Here is an 18,757-nt window from a genome sequence, read left to right as displayed (position 1 = left end):
TCCCGGGGGCTCCCATCAGGGAGCGGGGCAGCGCCCCTCACCGGTCAAACCTGCGCGCAACCTACTCGGCGGCGCGCAGGAGTCCAGCCATGCAAGCTGTCTGTGCGCTACTGCGCAGCCTCGGCGGGCTGGGCATCGGGGGCGGGAATATTGAAGACCTGCCCCGGATAGATCAGGTCGGGGTCGCGGATCTGGTCGCGATTGGCGTCGAAGACCCGCACATAGAGGAACCCGTCGCCATAGACCTCGCGCGCGATCGCCCAGAGCGTATTGCCCTTCACGATCTGCACCACCTTCACCGCGTCGCCGACCTCACCGGTCGCGCGCACCGAAGCCGCCTGCGCACCGGTCGGATCGGCGGCGCTCGCCACGAGGATCTCGTCGGGCTGGTCGAAGCCGGTCTCGGCCCGTGCGACCACCTTGCCGGACGCATCCTGCGCATCGATCCGCAGCTTATGCTCGCCCGTGCCCAAGCCAGGCAGGCTGAGCGACCAGCGCCCATCCGCACCCGGCTGCGCCTCGGCGACGAGCGTGTCGTCGAGATAGGCCGACAGCGTCGTGCCCTCGGGCGCGCCGCGCCCTTCACTGCGCGCAACCTCGCCCGAGCCGAAGGAGATCGTGTCGATCACCAGATCGTCGCTTTTCGGAGCAAGCAGCCGCGCGCCATCGGCATCCGCGATGAGCGGGGCTGCCGGCGGCGTGGGTGTGGAGGGGGCCGCGTCGCTCGCGGTTGCGGCGGACGCGCCCGCATCAGTGCCGGTCATCGCCGCACCATCGGTCGCCGAAGCCGTCGCCCCGCCGCTACCATCTGTCGCACCATCCGCAGCCGTTCCGGAGGTCGCGCTCTCCCCTGCCGAAGCAAGGCGCTCCTGTTTCGGCTGGCCGCGCAGCACGAGCGTCTCGGCACTGTCACGCGTGGTGCCATCCGCGCCGGTCACCCGCAGCGAGAGCGCGCGCGGGCCATCGGAGGGCGGCAGATCGAAGAGCGAGGCGAAGCTGCCGCCGCCATCGGCCAGCGTGCTCGCCACGACTTTCCCATCGACCAGAATATCGAGCTTGGCACCCGGTTCGGCCCGCCCGGCGAGCGTCACCGATCCGTCGGGCGCGGCGCGCAGCGCATCGAATTGCACCTGGGCGAGCGGCTTGCCGTCCGGCGCCGCCTTCACGGTGGCACCGTCAGCCCCGATGGCAGCCCCAGCGTCCGACCCGGTGGCGGTCGCCGTCGCGGATGTCTCCGCACCAGTCTCACCAGTCGTTTCAACCAGCTTATCGGTAGGCTCTTCTGCCAGCGGAGCCACGGCACTCGCCGCCTCTTCCGCTTCCTGAGCCACGGTTTCCACGCCTTGCTTTTGCGGCGCGGCGGTGCCGAAGGTCGTGCCCCCATCCCCCTGCTGGGCCGTTTGCGGCGCCCCTGCGGAACCGGTCGCGGCGGTCGTATCTGTCCCCGACGGTTGCGCCCCTTCGCGTTCCACCGGGCGCAGCACGCCCCAAAGCACCAGCCCCAAGACCACGAGGAGCAGTGCCACCGCCCCGCCTTTCACCGCCCCGAGCCCGGTGCTCTCGACTGGTTGATCCGTCACGTTTTCATTCATTTAAGTCCCGCCTTCACGTCATCCCTCGGGGCCTGCCGCCTGTTCTTATGTGCGGCTAGGTCACCCGGTCCCTTGAGGGAACTTAGCAACCCCGGTATCACCGCTCAATAACAATGCATTTTCGGAGACACCGTCATGACCCTTCCCCGTTCCGTCTGTGTCTATTGCGGCTCTCGTTCGGGCGCGAAGCCTGCTTATGCGGCAGCAGCGCAGGAAACCGGAGAGATGCTCGCCGCGCGCGACTGGCAGCTGGTTTACGGCGCGGGCGATGTCGGGCTGATGGGAGAGGTTGCGCGCGCGGCGCAAACCGCGGGTGGGCGCACCTTCGGCGTGATCCCCGAGCACCTCTTCCCGCGCGAGGTCGGCAAGCGCGACCTGACCACCTTCGTCGTCACCGAGACGATGCACGAGCGCAAGAAGGTGATGTTCATGAATGCCGATGCGGTGGTGGTGCTGCCGGGCGGCGCGGGCTCGCTCGATGAACTGTTCGAAGTGCTGACATGGCGCCAGATCGGCCTGCATGAGAAGCCGATCTATCTGCTCAATATCGAAGGCTACTGGGCCCCGCTCGAGGCGCTGATCGACCATATCATCGGCGAGGGCTTCGCGGATGCGTCGCTGCGCGAGCTGGTCGTGACGGTCGATAGCGTGGCGGAGCTGGAAAGCGCGCTCGTCTCAGCCTTCGCCTAATCCGCGCTGCGTGGCTGGCTGTGCCGCAGGCTGCGGGCGGCGCATCCGCAGGTTGGCGCTGGAATAGAGCGCGAGCGCCGTCCAGATCAGCCCCAGCGCGATCGCGTGCCAGATCGTGACCGTCTCGCCGAAGGCCAGCGTCGCCACCGCGAATTGCAGGGTCGGGTTGAGATATTGCACCAGCCCCACGGTCGCCATTCGCACCCGCTGCGCCGCATAGGCAAACAGCAAGAGCGGCGTGCCGGTGAGCGGGCCGGAGAAGATCAGAAGCAGCGTCGTCTTCCAGTCGCCGCCGAAATGGCCCGCGCCGGGCGCATCACCCCACCAGCCCGCGTGATAGCCCCAGAGCACGATCAGTGCGACCGGCGAGAGCAGCAGCACCTCGGCGCAGACCGAGACCATCGGACCGGCACGCAGCCCCTTCTTGATCAGCCCGTAAGTGCCGAAAGTCGCGGCAAGGATCAGCGAGACCCAAGGCGCGACGCCCAGCCCGATCGTCAGGACGATGACCGCCGTGGCCGCCAGCGCGACCGCCATCCATTGCCGCGTGCTCAGCGCCTCGCGATAGACGATCAGCCCGAGGACGACGGCCACGAGCGGGAAGATGTAATAGCCGAGCGACGCCTGCACCGCATGGCCGAAATGGACCGACCAGATGAAGGTGAACCAGTTGGCCGAGATCATAAACGCCGCTGTCGCGATCACCAGCGTTCCGCGCCCGCGACGTTCCGCCAGCGCGATCCAAAGCTCGCCAAGGCGGCCTTTCAGCCCGAGGATCACGGCGAAGAACAGGAAGGACCAGAGCGTGCGATGGGCAAGCACCTCGATCGGCGGCATCCCGTCGAGCATTTTGTAATAGAGGCCCGACAGCCCCCAGATGACGCAGGCCGTCACCATCGCCCAGAAGCCCTTGACCGCCTCGTTCATCGAAATTCCCTTCTCTCAACCGCGTGACCCTGACCGATCGGCGGGCGAAAGGAAAGGCCGCGCCTCACGGGAACCTGTGCGCTTGTCCACGCATTGGGTCTGCGTCAATTCACAGTACCGAGAGAGACCGCCAATGTCCGCTACAGACAGCCACGACCCCGACGATTTCGCTTGGGCAGTGCCCGTAATGCGCACGGGCTACGGGGGGCGCGGGCTGGTCTATCTCGTCGTCGCCGGCGTATCGCTCTGGTCGCTTTTTCATGGCGGCAGCGCCGAGGGCACCAAGCAGGTGCTGCAGAAGCTGTCGAGCGGCTGGGGCGCCGTGGTACTGGTCGCCATCGCGCTCGGCATGGCGGCATATGCGATCTGGCGCGTGGTCGATGCGCTCTGGGACCTCGAGGCCTATGGCTCCGAGATGAAGGGCTGGGTCGCGCGGATCGGCCTCGTGGTCAGCGGCCTCGTCCATCTGGGCATCGGCGGCATCGCGGTGACGACTCTGGCCGCACGCGCCAGCGGCGACAACGGGACGAGCAAACTGGTCTCCACGATCCTGAGCGCACCGATGGGACGTATCGCGCTTGGCGTCATCGGGCTGATCGTGATCGGCGCGGGCGGCTACTACCTCTACAAAGGGATCACCAAGGCTTACCTGAAACATCTGCAAGCCAACGAGGTCACGCGGCGGGCCAATATCGTGCTGCAGGCGGGGCTTGTGGCGCAGGGCGTGGTGATCGCGATCATGGGCGCGCTGATCGTCTATGCCGCCTATAGCTACGATCCCTCCAGCGCGGGCGGCCTCGGCAAGGTGTTCGACTGGCTGCGCGGACACCCGTTCGGGCAGTTCCTGACCGGGGCGATCTGCGTGGGCCTTCTCGGGTTCGCCGTGTTCTGCTTCGTCAACGCCGTCTATCGGATCGTACCGCGCGCCAGCGACCCCGATATCGAAACGCTCAAGCAGAGCCTCGAGAGCGACGACTGAGCCGTCTCGTTCCTTCTCATCCAACGAACGCCGCGCGGGCTTCGCGCGGCGTTTTTGCGTTGCGCGACAGACGACCGGAGACGCATGGCGGGTTGAACGATCGGTGGCGCTCGGACCATCAGCATCCCCCACTCCCCTTTCAGCCCAAATGAAAAAGCGCCGCGCGAAAACCCGCACGGCGCTTTTCCTGTCATCTTGGCGAGGCGCGGCTCAGGCGGTCGCGAGCTCTTCCTTCACCAGCTTCTCGATCTCGTCGCGCGGGTGATTGGTCAGCGTCTTGTCGATCTCGGCCACCACCACGTCGGAGACTTCCTTGTGCAGTGCAGAGCGGATTTCGCCCAAGACGCGCGGCGCCGCAACGATCACCAGCCGCTCGATCCGGCCTTTATGGACCATCTTGTAGAGCCGGTCGGCCAGATCGTCGGCGAAGCGCATCTTCGCCAGCTCGTGCCAGTCGGTCTCCTGGAAGGCCGAGCGATGGCCGGGGCCGTCATCGGCCATACGACCGGGGCTGTCGGTGCCCTGCTCGTGGTCCGGCGGGTTCTCCTGCTCGTCGATGCGGCGCACGACGAGGTTGGGATCCTGCTCGTCCATCATGTTTTCAAGAAACAGCGCCTTCTCGCCATCCGCGATCACAACCCAGGTGCCTTTGGAAAGCTTGGTCATCACATCTTCTCCTTTTCACCGCTGTCGCGCTCGTCGCCGCCCAACGGACGGGTCGCGCCTGCCGAAGTCTCATCCAGGCGTTTCTTCTCGTCGCGGGTGCCGACCTTGCGATTGAGGTTCCCGCCCGAGCTGCCTTGCCCTTCCGGCGTCTCGATATTCTCGGGCTTCTCGCCGAGGACCTCTTCGGTTTCGCGCTTGCCGTCTTTCGAACGAATACGCTCTGCCATCATATCCTCCTCTTGGTTTCTGGTAGCTGTCAAGAAAACCGATATGGCAGGGGTGCGGTTCCTGCCTTGCAGGCTTTCCGTTCCGGCAATCGCCGCGGGCGCGGAAATGAAAAAGGGCGCCCCGCAGGACGCCCTTCCAATTCATTCGTTTCGCGGAAATTACATGCGCGAAGCGACGTTTTCCCAGTTCACCAGTTTGTCGAGGAAGTTCGACAGGTAGGCGGGGCGCTTGTTGCGGAAGTCGATGTAGTAGGAGTGCTCCCACACGTCGCAGCCCAGAAGCGCGGTCTGACCGAAGCACAGCGGGTTCACGCCGTTCTCGGTCTTGGTCACTTTCAGCGACCCGTCGGTGTCCTTCACGAGCCATGCCCAGCCCGAGCCGAACTGGCCCGCGCCTGCGGCGGCGAAGTCTTCCTTGAACTTGTCGACCGAGCCGAAGCTTTCGGTCAGCGCCTTTTCCAGCTCGCTCGGCATCGCCGAGTTGCCCGGCCCCATCATTTCCCAGAACTGGGTGTGGTTCCAATGCTGCGAGGCGTTGTTGAAGACGCCGCTCTGCGCAACCGCGTTCGGCTGGTAGGTGCCTTTCACGATCTCTTCGACCGACTTGCCTTCCCATTCGGTACCGGCAATCGCCTTGTTGCCGTTATCGACATAGGCCTTGTGGTGAATGTCGTGGTGATATTCGAGGGTTTCCTTCGACATGCCGAGATCCGCGAGTGCGTCGTGGGCATAGGGAAGATCGGGAAGTTCAAAAGCCATGATGTCCTCTCATTAGTTCGAAGGTACGTGTGTCAAACACTAAAGAAGCGCTGGAGGTTCCGAGGTCAAGCCGTTTCCGGCCCCAAAATCCGAGAGATGCGCTCAGGTTTTTCGCCTCAGCGAGAGGGCGATCCCGCCGATCACCAGCGCCGCGGCCAGCCAGAAGCGTGCCGAAGGCGTCTCCGCGAGCAAAACCGCCCCGCCCAGCGCCGCGATCAAGGGCACGGAGAGTTGAGCGATGGCGGCGAGGCTCGCGGGTATTTGCGGCAACACGCGATACCACAGCGCATAGCCCAGCCCCGAGGTGACCGCGCCCGAGAGGATCGCAGGCGTCCAGCCCCAGCTTGCCCCTGCCCCCAATCGCCCGCGCCCAGCATCCAGATCAGCGCAAGCGGCGTGGCGAGTGCGAAATTGAGTGCGGTCGCGACCAGCGGATCGCCCGTGCGCCTTCCGTTGAGCGAATAGAGCCCCCAGCCGATCCCGGCCAGCGCCATCATCGCAAATCCGCGCGGGTCGATGTGGGCGGCACCCGAGGCGGGCAGCAGCAGAACAGCCAGCCCTGCGAAGGCCAGCCCCGCCCCGATCCAGCGCCAGAGCGAGATCGCCTCGCGCAGCCACAGGGCACCCGCGAACATGGTGCTCTGCACCATCCCGAACAGCGTCAGCGCGCCGACGCCCGCGTCGATCAGCCCGCTCGCGATGGAGAACCCGAAGATATAAAGCGCGAGCGTCGCAACCCCGGCCCCCAGCACCGCGCCCGGCAGCCGCAGCCCGCGCGCGCCTTTGGCCCGGATTGCAAGGATCAGCAGCACCAGCGCCCCCGAGGCGAGCCGCACGAAGCCCGTCGCGGCCGGCCCCCAGCCCGCATCATGCACCGCCATCCGGTTGAGCACCGAATTGGCCGCGAAGGCGACCATGACGAGGGCGGTGAGGGCGAAAAGGCGCATCCCCAAGTCATCGCCGCGCCACGCAGCGCTGTCCAGCCCGACCTTTGGCCGACGCGAAAACAATGGCTTCGACGCCCGGCCCTATACATCGCGGGACCGTTGCCGCACGATGCTATTGCTAGGGATTGACATAGAGGAGCCGGATCATGGCGAAGAAAGCGAAGCTCAAGGAGCTGAAACAGGAAGTGAAGACGCGCAAGGCCAAGGTCGAGCGTCAGGAAAAGAAGCTCAAAGAGGCGAAGAAGGCGCTCAAGAAAGCTTCGTAACCCCGCGCTCGGGATCGGGCGCAATGAAAAAAGGCCCGGATCGCTCTGATCCGGGCCTTTTTCCTGTCTCGGGCAAGCCGCGGATCAGTCGCGGGTATACATGCCCTCGTAGATCGGGACGAGCGTGTCGGTTTCGAAGAGCGACGACACGGATGTGCCGGACCAGGTGTTGAGTATCGCCTGCGCGAACATCGGTGCGGTCGGCACGATGCGGATGTTCGGGCACGCTTTCACGGCGTCGGTCGGCTCGATCGAGTCGGTGATGACCAGCGATTTCAGCGCCGAATTGGTCACGCGCTCGACCGCCGGGCCCGACAGGACGCCGTGGGAGATATAGGCGTGAACCTCGGTCGCGCCGTGCTCCATCAGCAGATCGGCGGCCTTGCACAGCGTGCCTGCCGTGTCGACCATGTCGTCGACGATGATGCATTTCTGGCCCTTCACGTCGCCGATCACGGTCATGCCCGCAACCTCGCCCGCCTTCTCGCGGCGCTTGTCGACGATGGAGAGCGGCGCGTCGATCCGCTTGGCCAACTCGCGCGCGCGGGCCACGCCGCCCACGTCGGGCGAGACGACCATGATATCGTCGGTCTGGCCTTTGAAATTGTGCAGGATATCGAGCGCGAAGACCGGCGAGGCGTAGAGGTTGTCCACCGGGATATCGAAGAAGCCCTGGATCTGGGCGGCGTGCAGGTCGAGCGTCAGGATGCGGTCGACGCCCGCTTCGGTCAGCAGGTTCGCGACCAGCTTGGCCGAGATCGGCGTGCGGGCCTTGGTGCGGCGATCCTGACGGGCATAGCCGAAATAGGGGATCACGGCGGTGATGCGATCGGCCGAAGAGCGTTTGAGCGCGTCGGTGATGATCAGCAGTTCCATCAGGTTGTCATTGGCCGGGTTCGAGGTCGGCTGGATGATGAACATATCCTCGCCGCGAACGTTCTCGAAAACCTCGACGAAAATCTCGCCATCGTTGAAACGCTCGACCCGCGCATCCACCAAACCGACGGACATGCCGCGATGCATCGACATGCGCCGCGCGATGGATTGCGCGAGCGGTTTGTTGGAATTTCCGGAGATGAGCTTCGGTTCAGTGACGACGGACATGGGCCAGTTCCTTCGTGACGCCGGTCAGTGCCGGCGGGATTCGCTTGATTGCGCCTGCCTTAGCACCGGGGTAGCGTGGCGGCAATTTCGACTGTCAAGAAAGTGTTATGAATGGCACGCATCGACTACTATTTCGGCACGTTCAGCCCTTGGGCCTACCTCGGCGGCCCGCGATTCGAAGAGATCGCGGCGCGTCATGGCGCTGACGTGACTTACAAACCGCTCGACCTTCTGGGCCTGTTCGACCGCACCGGCGGGGTGCGCCCGGCGCAGCGCCACCAGAGCCGGATGGAATACCGGATGCAGGAGCTCAAGCGCTGGTCGAAGCGGCTCGGGATGGAGATGAACACCACGCCTCCCGGCTATCCGCCGAACCCCGCGCCCTCCTCTTACGCGATCATCGCAGCGCAAAAAGCCGGTGGCGGCGATGTGGGCGGTCTGGTCAACGCGATCCTGCGGGCCTGCTGGGCCGAGGATAAGGACATCGCCTCGGACGAGGTGATCCGTGAAGCGCTGGAAGCCAATGGCTTTGACGGCAATCTGGCGACCACGGGCCTCTTCGACGGCGCGGTTACCTATGAGAAGAACCTCGAAGACGCGGTCGAGGCCGGGGTCTTCGGCTCGCCCTTCTATATCGTGACCGATACGGATGAGCGGTTCTGGGGGCAGGATCATCTGGAGTTGCTCGACGACTATCTGGGGACGCTCTGAATGCCGCGAGACCAACGACAAGGGGCCGAGGTTTTCTGGCAGAGCTTCGGTCAGGGCGAGCGTCCGGCGATCGCGATCCATTGCACGTTGGGCAGCTCGAACCTCTGGGCGAAGGCGCTGACACCGCTGGGCCAGCAGATCAACGCCATTGCCTTCGACCAGCCGAGCCACGGGCAATCCGCCCCTTGGCGCGGCGACACGAGCGAGCCGGGCAGCTTCCAGACGCTGGTGACGCGGATCGCGGCCAGCTTCATCGAGCGCCCCGTGGACCTGATCGGGCATAGCTTTGGCGCCTCGGTCGCGCTGCGCATCGCCGTGGGCGCGCCCGAGGCCGTCCGTTCGCTGACGCTGATCGAGCCGGTCCTGTTCGCGGCGCTCCCCCAGGACGACCCGGATTGGCAGGACCTGCGCGCCAAGCAGGATCACTTCGAGCAATTGATGGAAGCGGGCGATTACGAGCCTGCAGCACGCGGCTTCATGCGCGACTGGGGCACCGGTCAGCCGTGGGACAGCTATTCCGAGACGCAGCGCGAGCGCTTCACCGCCTGCATGCCGATGGTCGAGAACATCAGCCGCGCCAATTTCGAGGATCCGGCGCAGATCGTGCGACCCGATGGGATCGAGCAGATCGACGCGCCCGCGATGATCATCCACGGCGACCGCTCGCCCGCGACGATGCCGAAAGTGGCCGAGGCGATTGCCGCACGACTTCCGGACGTGGGCGTCGCCTGCGTCGAGGGCGCCGGTCATATGCTGCCCGCCACCCATCCCGAGCAATGCGCGAGCCTGATCGCCGCCAATCTGGAACGTAGCTGACCTTATGGCCAAGCAATCCGCGATCTTCCGCTGTGCCGAATGCGGCGCGACGCATGCCAAATGGTCCGGGCGCTGCGACGCCTGCGGCGCATGGAACTCGATCCACGAGGAAGCGCCGATCTCGACCACGCCCGGCTCCGGCATGAAGGGCGCGAAGGGCAAGGTGATCCCGCTCACCGCGCTCGACACGAAGGAAACCCCGCCTGCCCGCGTAAAATCGGGCATGGAGGAGTTGGACCGTGTCCTGGGCGGCGGTCTGGTCGCGGCCTCTGCCGTTCTGGTCGGCGGCGATCCCGGCATCGGGAAATCGACGCTTCTGCTGCAAGCGACGGCCAGCTTCGCCCGCAAAGGCGTGAAGGCGCTCTATATCTCGGGCGAGGAAGCGGCGAGCCAGGTGCGGATGCGCGCGCAACGTCTTGGGCTGGCCGATGCTCCGGTCGGTCTGGGCGCAGAAACATCCCTGCGCGACATCCTGACGACGCTGGAAACCGAGCGCCCCGACCTCGTCATCATCGATTCGATTCAGACCATGTGGTCGGACAATGTCGACAGCGCGCCGGGATCGGTGAGCCAGTTGCGCGCCGCCGCACACGAATTGGTGAGCTTCGCCAAAAAGCGCGGCACCGCCGTGATCCTCGTGGGGCATGTGACCAAGGAAGGCCAGATCGCCGGCCCGCGCGTGATCGAGCATATGGTCGACACGGTGCTCTATTTCGAAGGCGAGCGCGGCCACCAGTTCCGCATCCTGCGCGCGGTGAAGAACCGCTTCGGCCCGGCTTCCGAGATCGGCGTCTTCGAGATGACCGGCGCGGGTCTGGCCGAGGTCGCCAACCCCTCGGCGCTGTTCCTGTCCGAGCGCGGCCAACCCGCACCGGGCTCGGCGGTTTTCGCAGGAATCGAAGGCACGCGGCCTGTGCTGACAGAGATTCAGGCGCTGGTTGCGCCGTCCACGCTCGCCTCGCCGAGACGAACCGTGGTCGGGCTCGACAGCGGACGGATATCGACCATTCTCGCGGTGCTGGAATCGCGCTGTGGCATCCCGTTTGCGGGGCTCGACGTGTTCCTGAATGTCGCGGGCGGCATGAAAGTGGTGGAGCCAGCAGCGGACCTCGCCGCCGCCGCAGCCCTTCTCAGCGCGCGCGAAGATGTGGCACTGCCTGCCGATATGGTCATTTTCGGGGAAATCAGCCTGTCGGGCGCGCTGCGTCCCGTGGGTCAGGCGGAAAACAGGTTGAAAGAAGCGGCGAAACTTGGTTTTTCACAAGCGATCGCACCCTCGGGAACGAAAGCCGAAGGGTCAAGCGGGATGTCCCTGCGCAAGCTGGGCGATCTCGTGACATTTACCGGGGAGATGTTCGGCGCCGGTTAACGCCGAGAACACAGGAGCGCAAATGGACGGGTTCACCATTGTCGATGCCATCGTGGCGGTCGTCATCATTCTTTCGGCGATCCTCGCCTATTCGCGTGGCTTCGTGCGCGAGGCGCTGGCCATCGTCGGCTGGATCGCAGCGGCGATCGTCGCCTATATCTTCGCCAACGAGGCACGCCCTCTGGTGCAGCAGATCCCCGGCCTCGACAAGTTCATCGGCCAAAGCTGCGAGCTGGGCATGATCGGCGGCTTCGCGGTGGTCTTCGCCGTGGCGCTGGTCGTCTTCTCGATCCTCACGCCGCTCTTTGCCTCAGCCGTGCAGCGCTCGGCGCTTGGCGGGATCGACCAGGGTCTGGGCTTCCTGTTCGGCGTGCTGCGCGGGGTGGTCCTCGTGGCGGTGGCCTTCGTGGTCTATGACCGCGTGATGAGCAACGACCCCGTGCCGGTGGTCGACGACTCGCGTTCGGCCAAAGTGTTCTCGCGCGCCTCGGGCCAACTCGACGAATCGATGCCCGCCGATGCACCCGGCTGGATCGTGCAGCGTTACGAACAACTTGTGGCCGCCTGCCCCGCTCCTCCCGGCGCGGATGCCCCGGCCCGGACGGATGAACTGCCTCCGGCGACCGACAATTGATGTCAGTCACATGACGGTTTTACAGGCGCGAGGGGTTAACACCTCTCGCGTTTGTCTATAAATGGGCCAAAGCGCCCTCCCCTTGCGTCATTCGGAGCTGATTGCCATGTCCTGCCCCGCCGCCCAGAAGACCCACTACGCCCACCCTTTCGACGACGACAAGCTCAAGGAAGAATGCGGCGTCTTCGGTGTTGTCGGCATTTCCGACGCCGCGAATTTCGTGGCCCTCGGTCTTCACGCCCTCCAACACCGCGGTCAGGAAGCGGGCGGCATCGTCGCCCATGACGCCGCCACCGGCTTCAACTCGGCCCACCGTTTCGGCTACGTCCGAGACAACTTCACCAAGTCGAGCCTGATGGAAACGCTGCCGGGCGATGTCGCCATTGGCCATGTGCGTTACTCCACCGCCGGCTCCAAAGGTGCGGTGATCCGTGATATCCAGCCTTTCTTCGGTGAATTCTCGATGGGCGGCTGCGCGGTCGCGCATAACGGCAACCTCACCAATGCCGACGCGCTGCGTCGTGAGTTGATCGAACGCGGCGCGATTTTCCAGTCCAGCTCGGACAGCGAATGCATCATCCACCTGATGGCGCGCTCGATCCAGCGCAAGCATGCCGACCGGATCGCCGATGCGCTGCGCCGCGTGGAAGGCGCCTTCTCGATCGTCGCGATGACGCGGACCAAGCTGATCGGTGTGCGCGACCCGCTGGGCGTGCGCCCGCTGGTGCTGGGCAAGCTTGGCGAGCATGGCTATGTGCTGAGCTCGGAGACCTGCGCGCTCGACATCATCGGTGCGGACTTCGTCCGTGAGATCGATCCGGGCGAGATGGTCGTCATCCAGGACGGCCATATTGAGAGCTCGCGCCCCTTCGGCCCCTCCACCGGTCGCTTCTGCATCTTCGAGCATGTCTATTTCTCGCGCCCCGACAGCATGATCGGTGGCCGCTCGGTCTATGAGACTCGCCGCGCGATCGGCGTCGAGCTGGCCCGCGAGGCCCCGGTCGAGGCCGATCTGGTCTGCCCGGTGCCCGACAGCGGCACCCCGGCGGCAATCGGCTACAGTCAGGAAAGCGGCATCCCCTTCGCGCTCGGGATCACGCGCAACCAGTATATGGGCCGCACCTTCATCGAGCCGACCGAGCAGATCCGCAACATGGGCGTGCGCCTCAAGCTCAACGTCAACAAGTCGCTCATTCGGGGCAAGCGGGTGGTCCTTGTCGACGACTCCGTCGTCCGCGGCACCACCTCGCGCAAGATCAAGGACATGATCCTCGATGCGGGCGCGAAATCGGTGCATTTCCGGATCGCCTCGCCGCCGACCGCATGGCCGTGCTTCTACGGCGTCGACACGCCCAACCGCGACAAGCTATTGGCAGCGCAGATGACCGAAGAAGAGATGCGCGACTGGGTTGGCGTGGACAGCCTGAAATTCATCTCGCTCGACGGGCTGTATCGCGCCGTGGGCGAGGCCGAGGGCCGCGACAATTCCTGCCCGCAATATTGCGATGCCTGCTTCTCGGGCGAGTATCCGATCACACCGTCGGATCAGCTTGAAAAAGGCTTCGAGATGAAGGCGGCCGAGTAAGCGCGCGACGCTTCAGGTTTCCAGAACCAACAAGACAAGGGCCGCCGCGCTGATCCGCGTTGCGGCCCTTATTCTTGGCGGCAGGCCCTGAGCAGCGGTTGCACCTCGCCATCCTCGGCGATCCAGTCGAGCATCGCCTGCGCGCCGCGCGTCCACCAGACATAGCCGGCTTCGCCCTCGCCATCCTCGGCATATTTCGCCCCATCGGCGGAGCGGATATGGCTCATCACAACCTGCCGCCCCTGTAGAAACACGACGACGCGCTGCGGATCGGTGTCGTTGAGATAGGCCGCATGCACTTCTGCGCCGCGCTCGCAATGATAGGTGGCGTTCACCACCGCCGGGGGGCCGTCGCCGACAATCGGATTGAGAGGCTCCAACCGCTTGACCGATCCGTCATCCGGGGCCGTGCCCTGCGCCGCGTCTTGCGCCGCGACCGGTCCCGCCAGCGCGACGCATGCGAGCGCCGCGCCAAACAGCGCCCGCCTCACGCGTCGTCCTCGACCCGGTCGGCAAGCGACTCCGCGCGCGCGGCGATCTCGGCCAGCGTCTCGGTCACTTCGGGCGGCACGATCGGCACTTCGACATGCGCAGGGTTCGACTGCAGCTCGTCGATCTTCGCCTGCAATTCGCCCAGACGGTTCATCGCGTCTCGCAGCTGATCCTCGATGCCCGCCGCCTTGTCGGCCAGCATCAGCCCCGACATCAGCAGCATCCGGTTCTCGGGCACCCGCCCGATCTGGCCCAGAAGCACCTGCGCCTCGCTGTCGAGCATCCCGGCAGCCGAGCGAAGGAAATGTTCTTCACCTTCTTGGCAGGCGACCTGAAAATCGCGGCCGCCGATGGAAATCGTCACCTCAGGCATCGGTCTCCTCCTCGCGGTTCGCCGCTTCAATGATGGGGTCGAGACCCGCGATGATCTGCTCCAGCTCGGCGCTCTCGCCGTCGCGCGCGGCGCGCAGGCTTTGCAGCTCGGCCATCAGCGCCTCCTCGGAGAAGGCCACGCCCTCGTCCATCAGCTTGCGGTTGGCCGCGACCAATGCTGCGTTGGCTTGCTTGAGGGCTGCGACTTCCTTGAAAGCGGCTTCCTGCGCGCGGACAGCGGCGCCGTATTTGCGCTCCATCGCGCCCAGCGTGGTGTCCTGTTTCTCGCGGATCGCGCGGACGCGTTCGGAGAGTTGCGCGTTGGCTTCCTGCTCGGCGGCGAGCGCGGCTTTCAGCTCGGCCACTTCCGCCGGATCGGCAATCGCTTCGGGCGGCGCCTCCGGCACGGGGGGCAGCTCTGCCTCGGCGGGCGCTGCGGTCTCCGGCTCGGGCTGGTGCGTAGCATCCTGCGCCGCTTGCGCCTGCAATGCCTCGCGCTGCTTGAGCGCTTCGACCCCGCGCCCGATCCGTTCGAGCGCGAAAGCGATGCGGCGTTCGTATTCGGCTATGTCACTCATACGCGCCTCCTCGTCCTCATGTTTTTCGCTTGCCATGGCCGAATCGCGGCCGACTGCGGGTTTGGTTAAGTCTAACCTTTTGCGACAGGGCAAGCCCACCCTTTTGCCTCAAGCACTTGTGGGCCGTGCTTGATCTTGGGCCGATCCCTGCTATCAGGGGCGCGGACCCATCCAACAGCTGCCCCGCGAAAGGACGTTTCATGGAAATCGAAGAGCTGCGCGCCGCCCATCCTGAGCATTGGAAACTTGCCTCCGCGATCCGCGCACTGGCGATGGATGCGGTGCAGGCCGCCAATTCCGGTCACCCCGGCATGCCGATGGGCATGGCCGATGTGGCGACCGTTCTGTTCCAGAACCACCTGAAATTCGACGTGAAGAACCCGAAATGGGCGGACCGCGACCGATTCATCCTGTCGGCCGGCCACGGCTCGATGCTGATCTACTCGTTGCTCTATCTCTGCGGCGACGAGCAGGTGACGCTCGACCAGATCAAGAACTTCCGCCAGTCGGGCGCTCTGACCGCGGGCCACCCGGAGAACTTCCTGCTCGACGCGGTGGAGACCACGACCGGCCCGCTCGGCCAGGGCCTCGCGACTTCGGTCGGCATGGCCATCGCCGAAGAGGCGCTGCGCGCGCAATGGGGCAAGAAGCTCGTCGATCACCGCACCTGGGTCATCGCAGGCGACGGCTGCCTGATGGAAGGCATCTCCCAGGAGGCCATCGGTCTTGCCGGGATGCAGGAACTGTCGAACCTGATCGTGCTGTGGGACAATAACGACATCACCATCGACGGCCGCGTGTCGATGTCCGACAAGACCGACCAGCGCAAGCGCTTCGAGGCGTCGGGCTGGACGGTGTTTGCCTGTGACGGCCACGATCCGGCCTCCATCGACGAGGCGCTGACCAAGGCGAAGAAAGCCAAGGGTCCGGTTCTGGTCGACTGCAAAACCATCATCGGCTTCGGCGCACCGACCAAGGCCGACAGCTACTCGGCCCACGGCTCGCCGCTGGGCGACGAGGAAATCGCGCGCACCAAGGCGATCTACGGCTGGGATCACGGCCCGTTCGAAATCCCCGCCGACGTGAAATCGCAATGGGAAGCGATCGGCACCCGCGGCGCGGCTGAGCGCGGCGAATGGGAGGAGCGCTTCGGCAAGCTTTCGGCCAACAAGCAGGCCGAGTTCACCCGCATCATGGAAGGCGGCGTCTCGAAGAAGCTCACCGGCGCGATCCGCAAGTTCAAGAAAGAGCAGGCCGAAGCCGCGCCGAAAGTCGCGACCCGCAAGGCGTCCGAGATGGTGCTGGGCGTGATCAACGCCGCCTGCCCCGAGACCATCGGCGGCTCGGCCGACCTGACCGGCTCGAACCTCACGAAGTCGAAGGACATGACGGTCTTCAACCCGGAGAACCGCAAGGGCCGCTACATCCATTACGGCATCCGCGAGCACGGCATGGCGGCTGCGATGAACGGTCAGTGGCTGCATGGCGGCGTGCGCCCCTATGGCGGCACGTTCTTCTGCTTCACCGACTACGCGCGCGGCGCGATGCGCCTGTCGGCGCTGATGAAAGTGCCGACCGTCTATGTCATGACCCATGACTCCATCGGTCTCGGCGAAGACGGCCCGACCCACCAGCCGGTCGAGCATCTGGCAATCTGCCGCGCGACGCCCAACACGCTGACCTTCCGCCCCGCCGATGTCATCGAGACCGCCGAGGCGTGGGAAATCGCGATGAACCAGGAGGGCACGCCCTCGGTTCTGGCGCTGTCGCGTCAGGGTCTGCCGACGCTGCGCACCGAGTACAAGCCGCAGAACCTCACCGCGCGCGGCGCTTATGTTCTGGCCGAGGCCGACGGCAAGCGTCAGGTGATCCTGATGGCGACCGGCTCGGAAGTGGAAATCGCGATCAAAGCCCGCGAGCTGCTGCAGAAGGAAGCGATCGGCACCCGTGTCGTCTCGATGCCCTGCATGGAACTGTTCGCCGAGCAGGACGAAGCCTACCGTAAGCGCGTGCTGCCGCCGAACTCGGTCCGCGTGGCCGTCGAGGCCGCCGTGCGCCAGCCGTGGGACCGTTGGCTTCTGGGCGAGCGTGGCCGCGAGGCGAAAGCGGGCTTCGTGGGCATGGAGGGCTTCGGCGCCTCCGCCCCCGCAGGCGAGCTTTACGAAAAGTTCGGGATCACCCCCGAGGCCGTGGCCGAGAAGGTCAAGAGCCTCCTCTGATGGCTCTGCCCGGCTTGAAAGCGACTGCGAGGGGGCCCGGCGTGGCCCCCTCTTCACATCCCGAGGGCGATCGTCCCGGGATGGGGATCGCGCTGATGCTCGGCGCGTTCTCGATGCTGACGCTGATGGACGCTTTCGCGAAGCTTCTCGGGCAAGGGTATCACCCGCTCCTGATCGTCTGGGCGCGCTTCGCGGTGAATGCCGCCGTGCTGGCGGTTATCTATCGCGGCAGCCTGCCGCGCCGCATCCGCAGCGCACAGCCGAAGTTCCAGCTGGGCCGGGCGCTGTTCCAGATGGGTGCGATCGTGTCGTTCTTCTACGCGCTGAAACACGTGCCGCTGGCCACCGCCACCGCGCTTGGCGATCTCAACCCGGTGATCGTGACGCTCGGCGCGGCGCTGTTTCTGGGCGAGCGGCTAGGCCCGCACCGCATCTTCGGCATTCTGGCGGCCTTCATGGGCGCGATGATCATCCTGCGTCCGGGCTTCGGGGGGCTCCATCCGGCGGCGTTTCTGGCGCTGCTGGCCGCGTTCAGCTTCGCGGGCGCGGTGTTGCTGACGCGCTACCTGCGCGGCGACAGCGCGGCCACCTCACAGCTCTGGTCGGCGTTCACCGGGCTTGCGCTTTCTTCGCTCGCCCTGCCCTTCACCTGGCAACCGATCGAGCTGTCGGACCTGTGGATTTTCCTCGGTCTCGGGCTGGCGGGCAGCCTGTCGCAATTCCTGCTCATCCGCGCCTTCGCACTGGCCGAAGCCTCGACGCTCGCGCCCTTCGGCTATTCGGGCCTGCTGTTCGCATCCTTCTGGGGATGGCTGATGTTCGGGCAGTTTCCCGACGGGTTCACCATTGCCGGGGCGCTTGTGATCGTAGGGGCTGGGCTCTATGTCTGGTCGCGTGAGCGCCGTGCCGCGCGCCAAGCCAGAGCCTGACACCCGACACGATGAAGAACCGCGAACCCACCCTGTCCGACCGCGCCTCGAATGCCCTTTTCGTGGCGGTGATGCGGCTGGTCCAGCGCCTCCCCTACGAGCGGCGCATCCCGGCGGCGGGACGGATGGTGGCGCGGCTCGCCCCGATCCTCGGCTTCACCCGCAAGATCCGCGAGAACCTCCGTATCGCCTGCCCGGACCTGTCCGAAGACGAGATCAAACGGCTGCAGCGCGAGATGCCCGACAATCTGGGCCGGATGCTGGCGGAGATTTATTCCGGCGAGGAATTCGTGGCCCGCGTCCGCGATCTGCCGATCGAGGGCCCCGGCGCCGAGACGCTGGAGGCCGCCCATCGCGAGGGTCGCCCCGTCGTCCTCGCGGCAGGCCATTTCGGCAATTACGACGCGTGGCGCGCGGCGCTTGCGGGCCGCGGCTACCGGGTCGGCGCAATCTACCGACCGATGAACAACCCGCTATTCAACGAGCAATATGTCTCGACCATCTCGGCCATCGCGGAGCCGCTGTTCTCGCGCTCGCGCCGGGGGCTGGGCGACATGATGAAATTTCTGCGCGACGGCGGGATGGTGGCCTTCGGCTTCGACCAGCATTTCAACAAGGGCGCGGAGCTGAGCTTCTTCGGCCTGCCCGCGCGCACGCCCCTGTCGGCGGCGGAAATGGCGCTGAAGATGAAAGCCGATCTGGTGCCGATCTACGCGATCCGGCAGCCGGATGGGCTCAACTTCAAGATCTATGCCGACAAGCCCGTGCCGCACAGCACCCCCGAGGCGATGACGCAGACGCTCAATGACGGGCTGGAGGAGATGATCCTCAAGCATATGGAGCAATGGCTCTGGATCCATCGCCGCTGGAAGGTGAAGCGCGCATAGAAAAGGCG

At 65.5% G+C, this 18,757-nt stretch carries 21 protein-coding genes; 10 read left to right on the top strand and 11 right to left on the bottom strand.

Annotated elements, in window-relative coordinates:
• Positions 1-107: 107 nt before the first annotated feature.
• On the bottom strand, positions 108-1,580 hold the full coding sequence (locus tag AKL02_RS06245) for a LysM peptidoglycan-binding domain-containing protein (RefSeq protein WP_165756908.1): 1,473 nt from the start codon (positions 1,578-1,580) through the stop codon (positions 108-110).
• A gap of 147 nt (positions 1,581-1,727) precedes the next feature.
• Between AKL02_RS06245 and AKL02_RS06240 the strand changes: the two genes are divergently transcribed.
• A complete protein-coding gene (locus AKL02_RS06240) occupies positions 1,728-2,282 on the top strand; it encodes an LOG family protein (RefSeq protein WP_078519596.1) in 555 nt (184 codons plus the stop codon).
• Here AKL02_RS06240 and rarD read toward each other — a convergent pair.
• Entirely contained in the window at positions 2,268-3,209 is a 942-nt protein-coding gene (gene rarD / locus AKL02_RS06235; RefSeq protein WP_083074762.1) for an EamA family transporter RarD, read from the bottom strand. The two genes, AKL02_RS06240 and rarD, sit on opposite strands and share 15 nt — an antisense overlap.
• 133 nt (positions 3,210-3,342) lie before the next feature.
• Between rarD and AKL02_RS06230 the strand changes: the two genes are divergently transcribed.
• A complete protein-coding gene (locus AKL02_RS06230; RefSeq protein ID WP_083074760.1) occupies positions 3,343-4,188 on the top strand; it encodes a DUF1206 domain-containing protein in 846 nt (281 codons plus the stop codon).
• A 210-nt stretch (positions 4,189-4,398) separates the two neighbouring features.
• Here AKL02_RS06230 and AKL02_RS06225 read toward each other — a convergent pair whose 3' ends face one another.
• From AKL02_RS06225 to AKL02_RS06205, 6 genes are all read right to left on the bottom strand, one after another.
• A complete protein-coding gene (locus AKL02_RS06225) occupies positions 4,399-4,854 on the bottom strand; it encodes a baeRF12 domain-containing protein (RefSeq protein ID WP_083074757.1) in 456 nt (151 codons plus the stop codon).
• On the bottom strand, positions 4,854-5,081 hold the full coding sequence (locus tag AKL02_RS06220) for a hypothetical protein (RefSeq protein WP_078519600.1): 228 nt from the start codon (positions 5,079-5,081) through the stop codon (positions 4,854-4,856). The genes AKL02_RS06225 and AKL02_RS06220 overlap by 1 nt, the downstream gene beginning before the upstream one ends.
• A gap of 159 nt (positions 5,082-5,240) precedes the next feature.
• Complete coding sequence (locus AKL02_RS06215; protein WP_078546351.1) at positions 5,241-5,840, bottom strand: superoxide dismutase; 600 nt, start codon at positions 5,838-5,840, stop codon at positions 5,241-5,243.
• Between the two features lie 102 nt (positions 5,841-5,942).
• Positions 5,943-6,125 (bottom strand): EamA family transporter, encoded by a 183-nt coding sequence (locus AKL02_RS21235; protein WP_332836472.1) that lies wholly within the window; start codon positions 6,123-6,125, stop codon positions 5,943-5,945.
• Positions 6,056-6,787: a DMT family transporter gene (locus tag AKL02_RS06210; RefSeq protein WP_332836464.1), complete on the bottom strand. Its 732-nt coding sequence runs from the start codon at positions 6,785-6,787 to the stop codon at positions 6,056-6,058. Before AKL02_RS06210 ends, AKL02_RS21235 begins: the two co-directional genes overlap by 70 nt.
• 350 nt (positions 6,788-7,137) lie before the next feature.
• Positions 7,138-8,157, bottom strand: a complete 1,020-nt coding sequence (locus AKL02_RS06205) for a ribose-phosphate pyrophosphokinase (protein WP_078519603.1) — start codon at positions 8,155-8,157, stop codon at positions 7,138-7,140.
• 111 nt (positions 8,158-8,268) lie between these two features.
• Between AKL02_RS06205 and AKL02_RS06200 the strand changes: the two genes are divergently transcribed.
• The 5 genes from AKL02_RS06200 to purF all read left to right on the top strand — a co-directional run bounded on the left by AKL02_RS06200 (position 8,269) and on the right by purF (position 13,272).
• Positions 8,269-8,868, top strand: coding sequence for a 2-hydroxychromene-2-carboxylate isomerase (locus AKL02_RS06200; protein WP_078519604.1), 600 nt, complete (start codon positions 8,269-8,271; stop codon positions 8,866-8,868).
• Positions 8,869-9,684, top strand: coding sequence for an alpha/beta fold hydrolase (locus tag AKL02_RS06195; RefSeq protein ID WP_083074752.1), 816 nt, complete (start codon positions 8,869-8,871; stop codon positions 9,682-9,684).
• Between the two features lie 4 nt (positions 9,685-9,688).
• Positions 9,689-11,053, top strand: coding sequence for a DNA repair protein RadA (gene radA, locus AKL02_RS06190; protein ID WP_078603908.1), 1,365 nt, complete (start codon positions 9,689-9,691; stop codon positions 11,051-11,053).
• A gap of 22 nt (positions 11,054-11,075) precedes the next feature.
• A complete protein-coding gene (locus AKL02_RS06185; RefSeq protein WP_078519607.1) occupies positions 11,076-11,687 on the top strand; it encodes a CvpA family protein in 612 nt (203 codons plus the stop codon).
• Between the two features lie 106 nt (positions 11,688-11,793).
• Positions 11,794-13,272 carry an amidophosphoribosyltransferase gene (purF, locus tag AKL02_RS06180; RefSeq protein ID WP_078539679.1) on the top strand — a complete coding sequence of 493 codons (1,479 nt, stop codon included), beginning with the start codon at positions 11,794-11,796 and terminating at the stop codon, positions 13,270-13,272.
• A 68-nt stretch (positions 13,273-13,340) separates the two neighbouring features.
• On the opposite strand, the gene AKL02_RS06175 is transcribed toward purF, so the two are convergent.
• Genes AKL02_RS06175 through AKL02_RS06165 form a run of 3 tightly spaced genes read right to left on the bottom strand, consistent with a single transcriptional unit; the run spans position 13,341 to position 14,714 of the window.
• Positions 13,341-13,763, bottom strand: coding sequence for an MliC family protein (locus AKL02_RS06175; RefSeq protein WP_083074749.1), 423 nt, complete (start codon positions 13,761-13,763; stop codon positions 13,341-13,343).
• Positions 13,760-14,137 (bottom strand): cell division protein ZapA, encoded by a 378-nt coding sequence (locus AKL02_RS06170; protein ID WP_078569416.1) that lies wholly within the window; start codon positions 14,135-14,137, stop codon positions 13,760-13,762. Before AKL02_RS06170 ends, AKL02_RS06175 begins: the two co-directional genes overlap by 4 nt.
• Positions 14,130-14,714, bottom strand: coding sequence for a hypothetical protein (locus AKL02_RS06165; protein ID WP_083074747.1), 585 nt, complete (start codon positions 14,712-14,714; stop codon positions 14,130-14,132). Before AKL02_RS06165 ends, AKL02_RS06170 begins: the two co-directional genes overlap by 8 nt.
• A gap of 200 nt (positions 14,715-14,914) precedes the next feature.
• Between AKL02_RS06165 and tkt the strand changes: the two genes are divergently transcribed.
• Genes tkt through AKL02_RS06150 form a run of 3 tightly spaced genes read left to right on the top strand, consistent with a single transcriptional unit; the run spans position 14,915 to position 18,749 of the window.
• The gene (gene tkt / locus AKL02_RS06160; protein ID WP_078603911.1) at positions 14,915-16,933 is read left to right on the top strand and encodes a transketolase; all 2,019 of its coding nucleotides are present in this window, start codon (positions 14,915-14,917) and stop codon (positions 16,931-16,933) included.
• A 41-nt stretch (positions 16,934-16,974) separates the two neighbouring features.
• The gene (locus AKL02_RS06155; protein WP_165756907.1) at positions 16,975-17,862 is read left to right on the top strand and encodes a DMT family transporter; all 888 of its coding nucleotides are present in this window, start codon (positions 16,975-16,977) and stop codon (positions 17,860-17,862) included.
• A gap of 11 nt (positions 17,863-17,873) precedes the next feature.
• Entirely contained in the window at positions 17,874-18,749 is an 876-nt protein-coding gene (locus tag AKL02_RS06150) for a lysophospholipid acyltransferase family protein (protein ID WP_083074742.1), read from the top strand.
• The last annotated feature ends 8 nt before the right edge of the window (positions 18,750-18,757 follow it).

This window comes from Thioclava electrotropha (genome assembly GCF_002085925.2).
GTDB classification, from domain to species: domain Bacteria; phylum Pseudomonadota; class Alphaproteobacteria; order Rhodobacterales; family Rhodobacteraceae; genus Thioclava; species Thioclava electrotropha.
The sequence above is the reverse complement of the archived record's forward strand: the minus strand, read 5'-3'. Positions and strand labels throughout refer to the sequence as shown.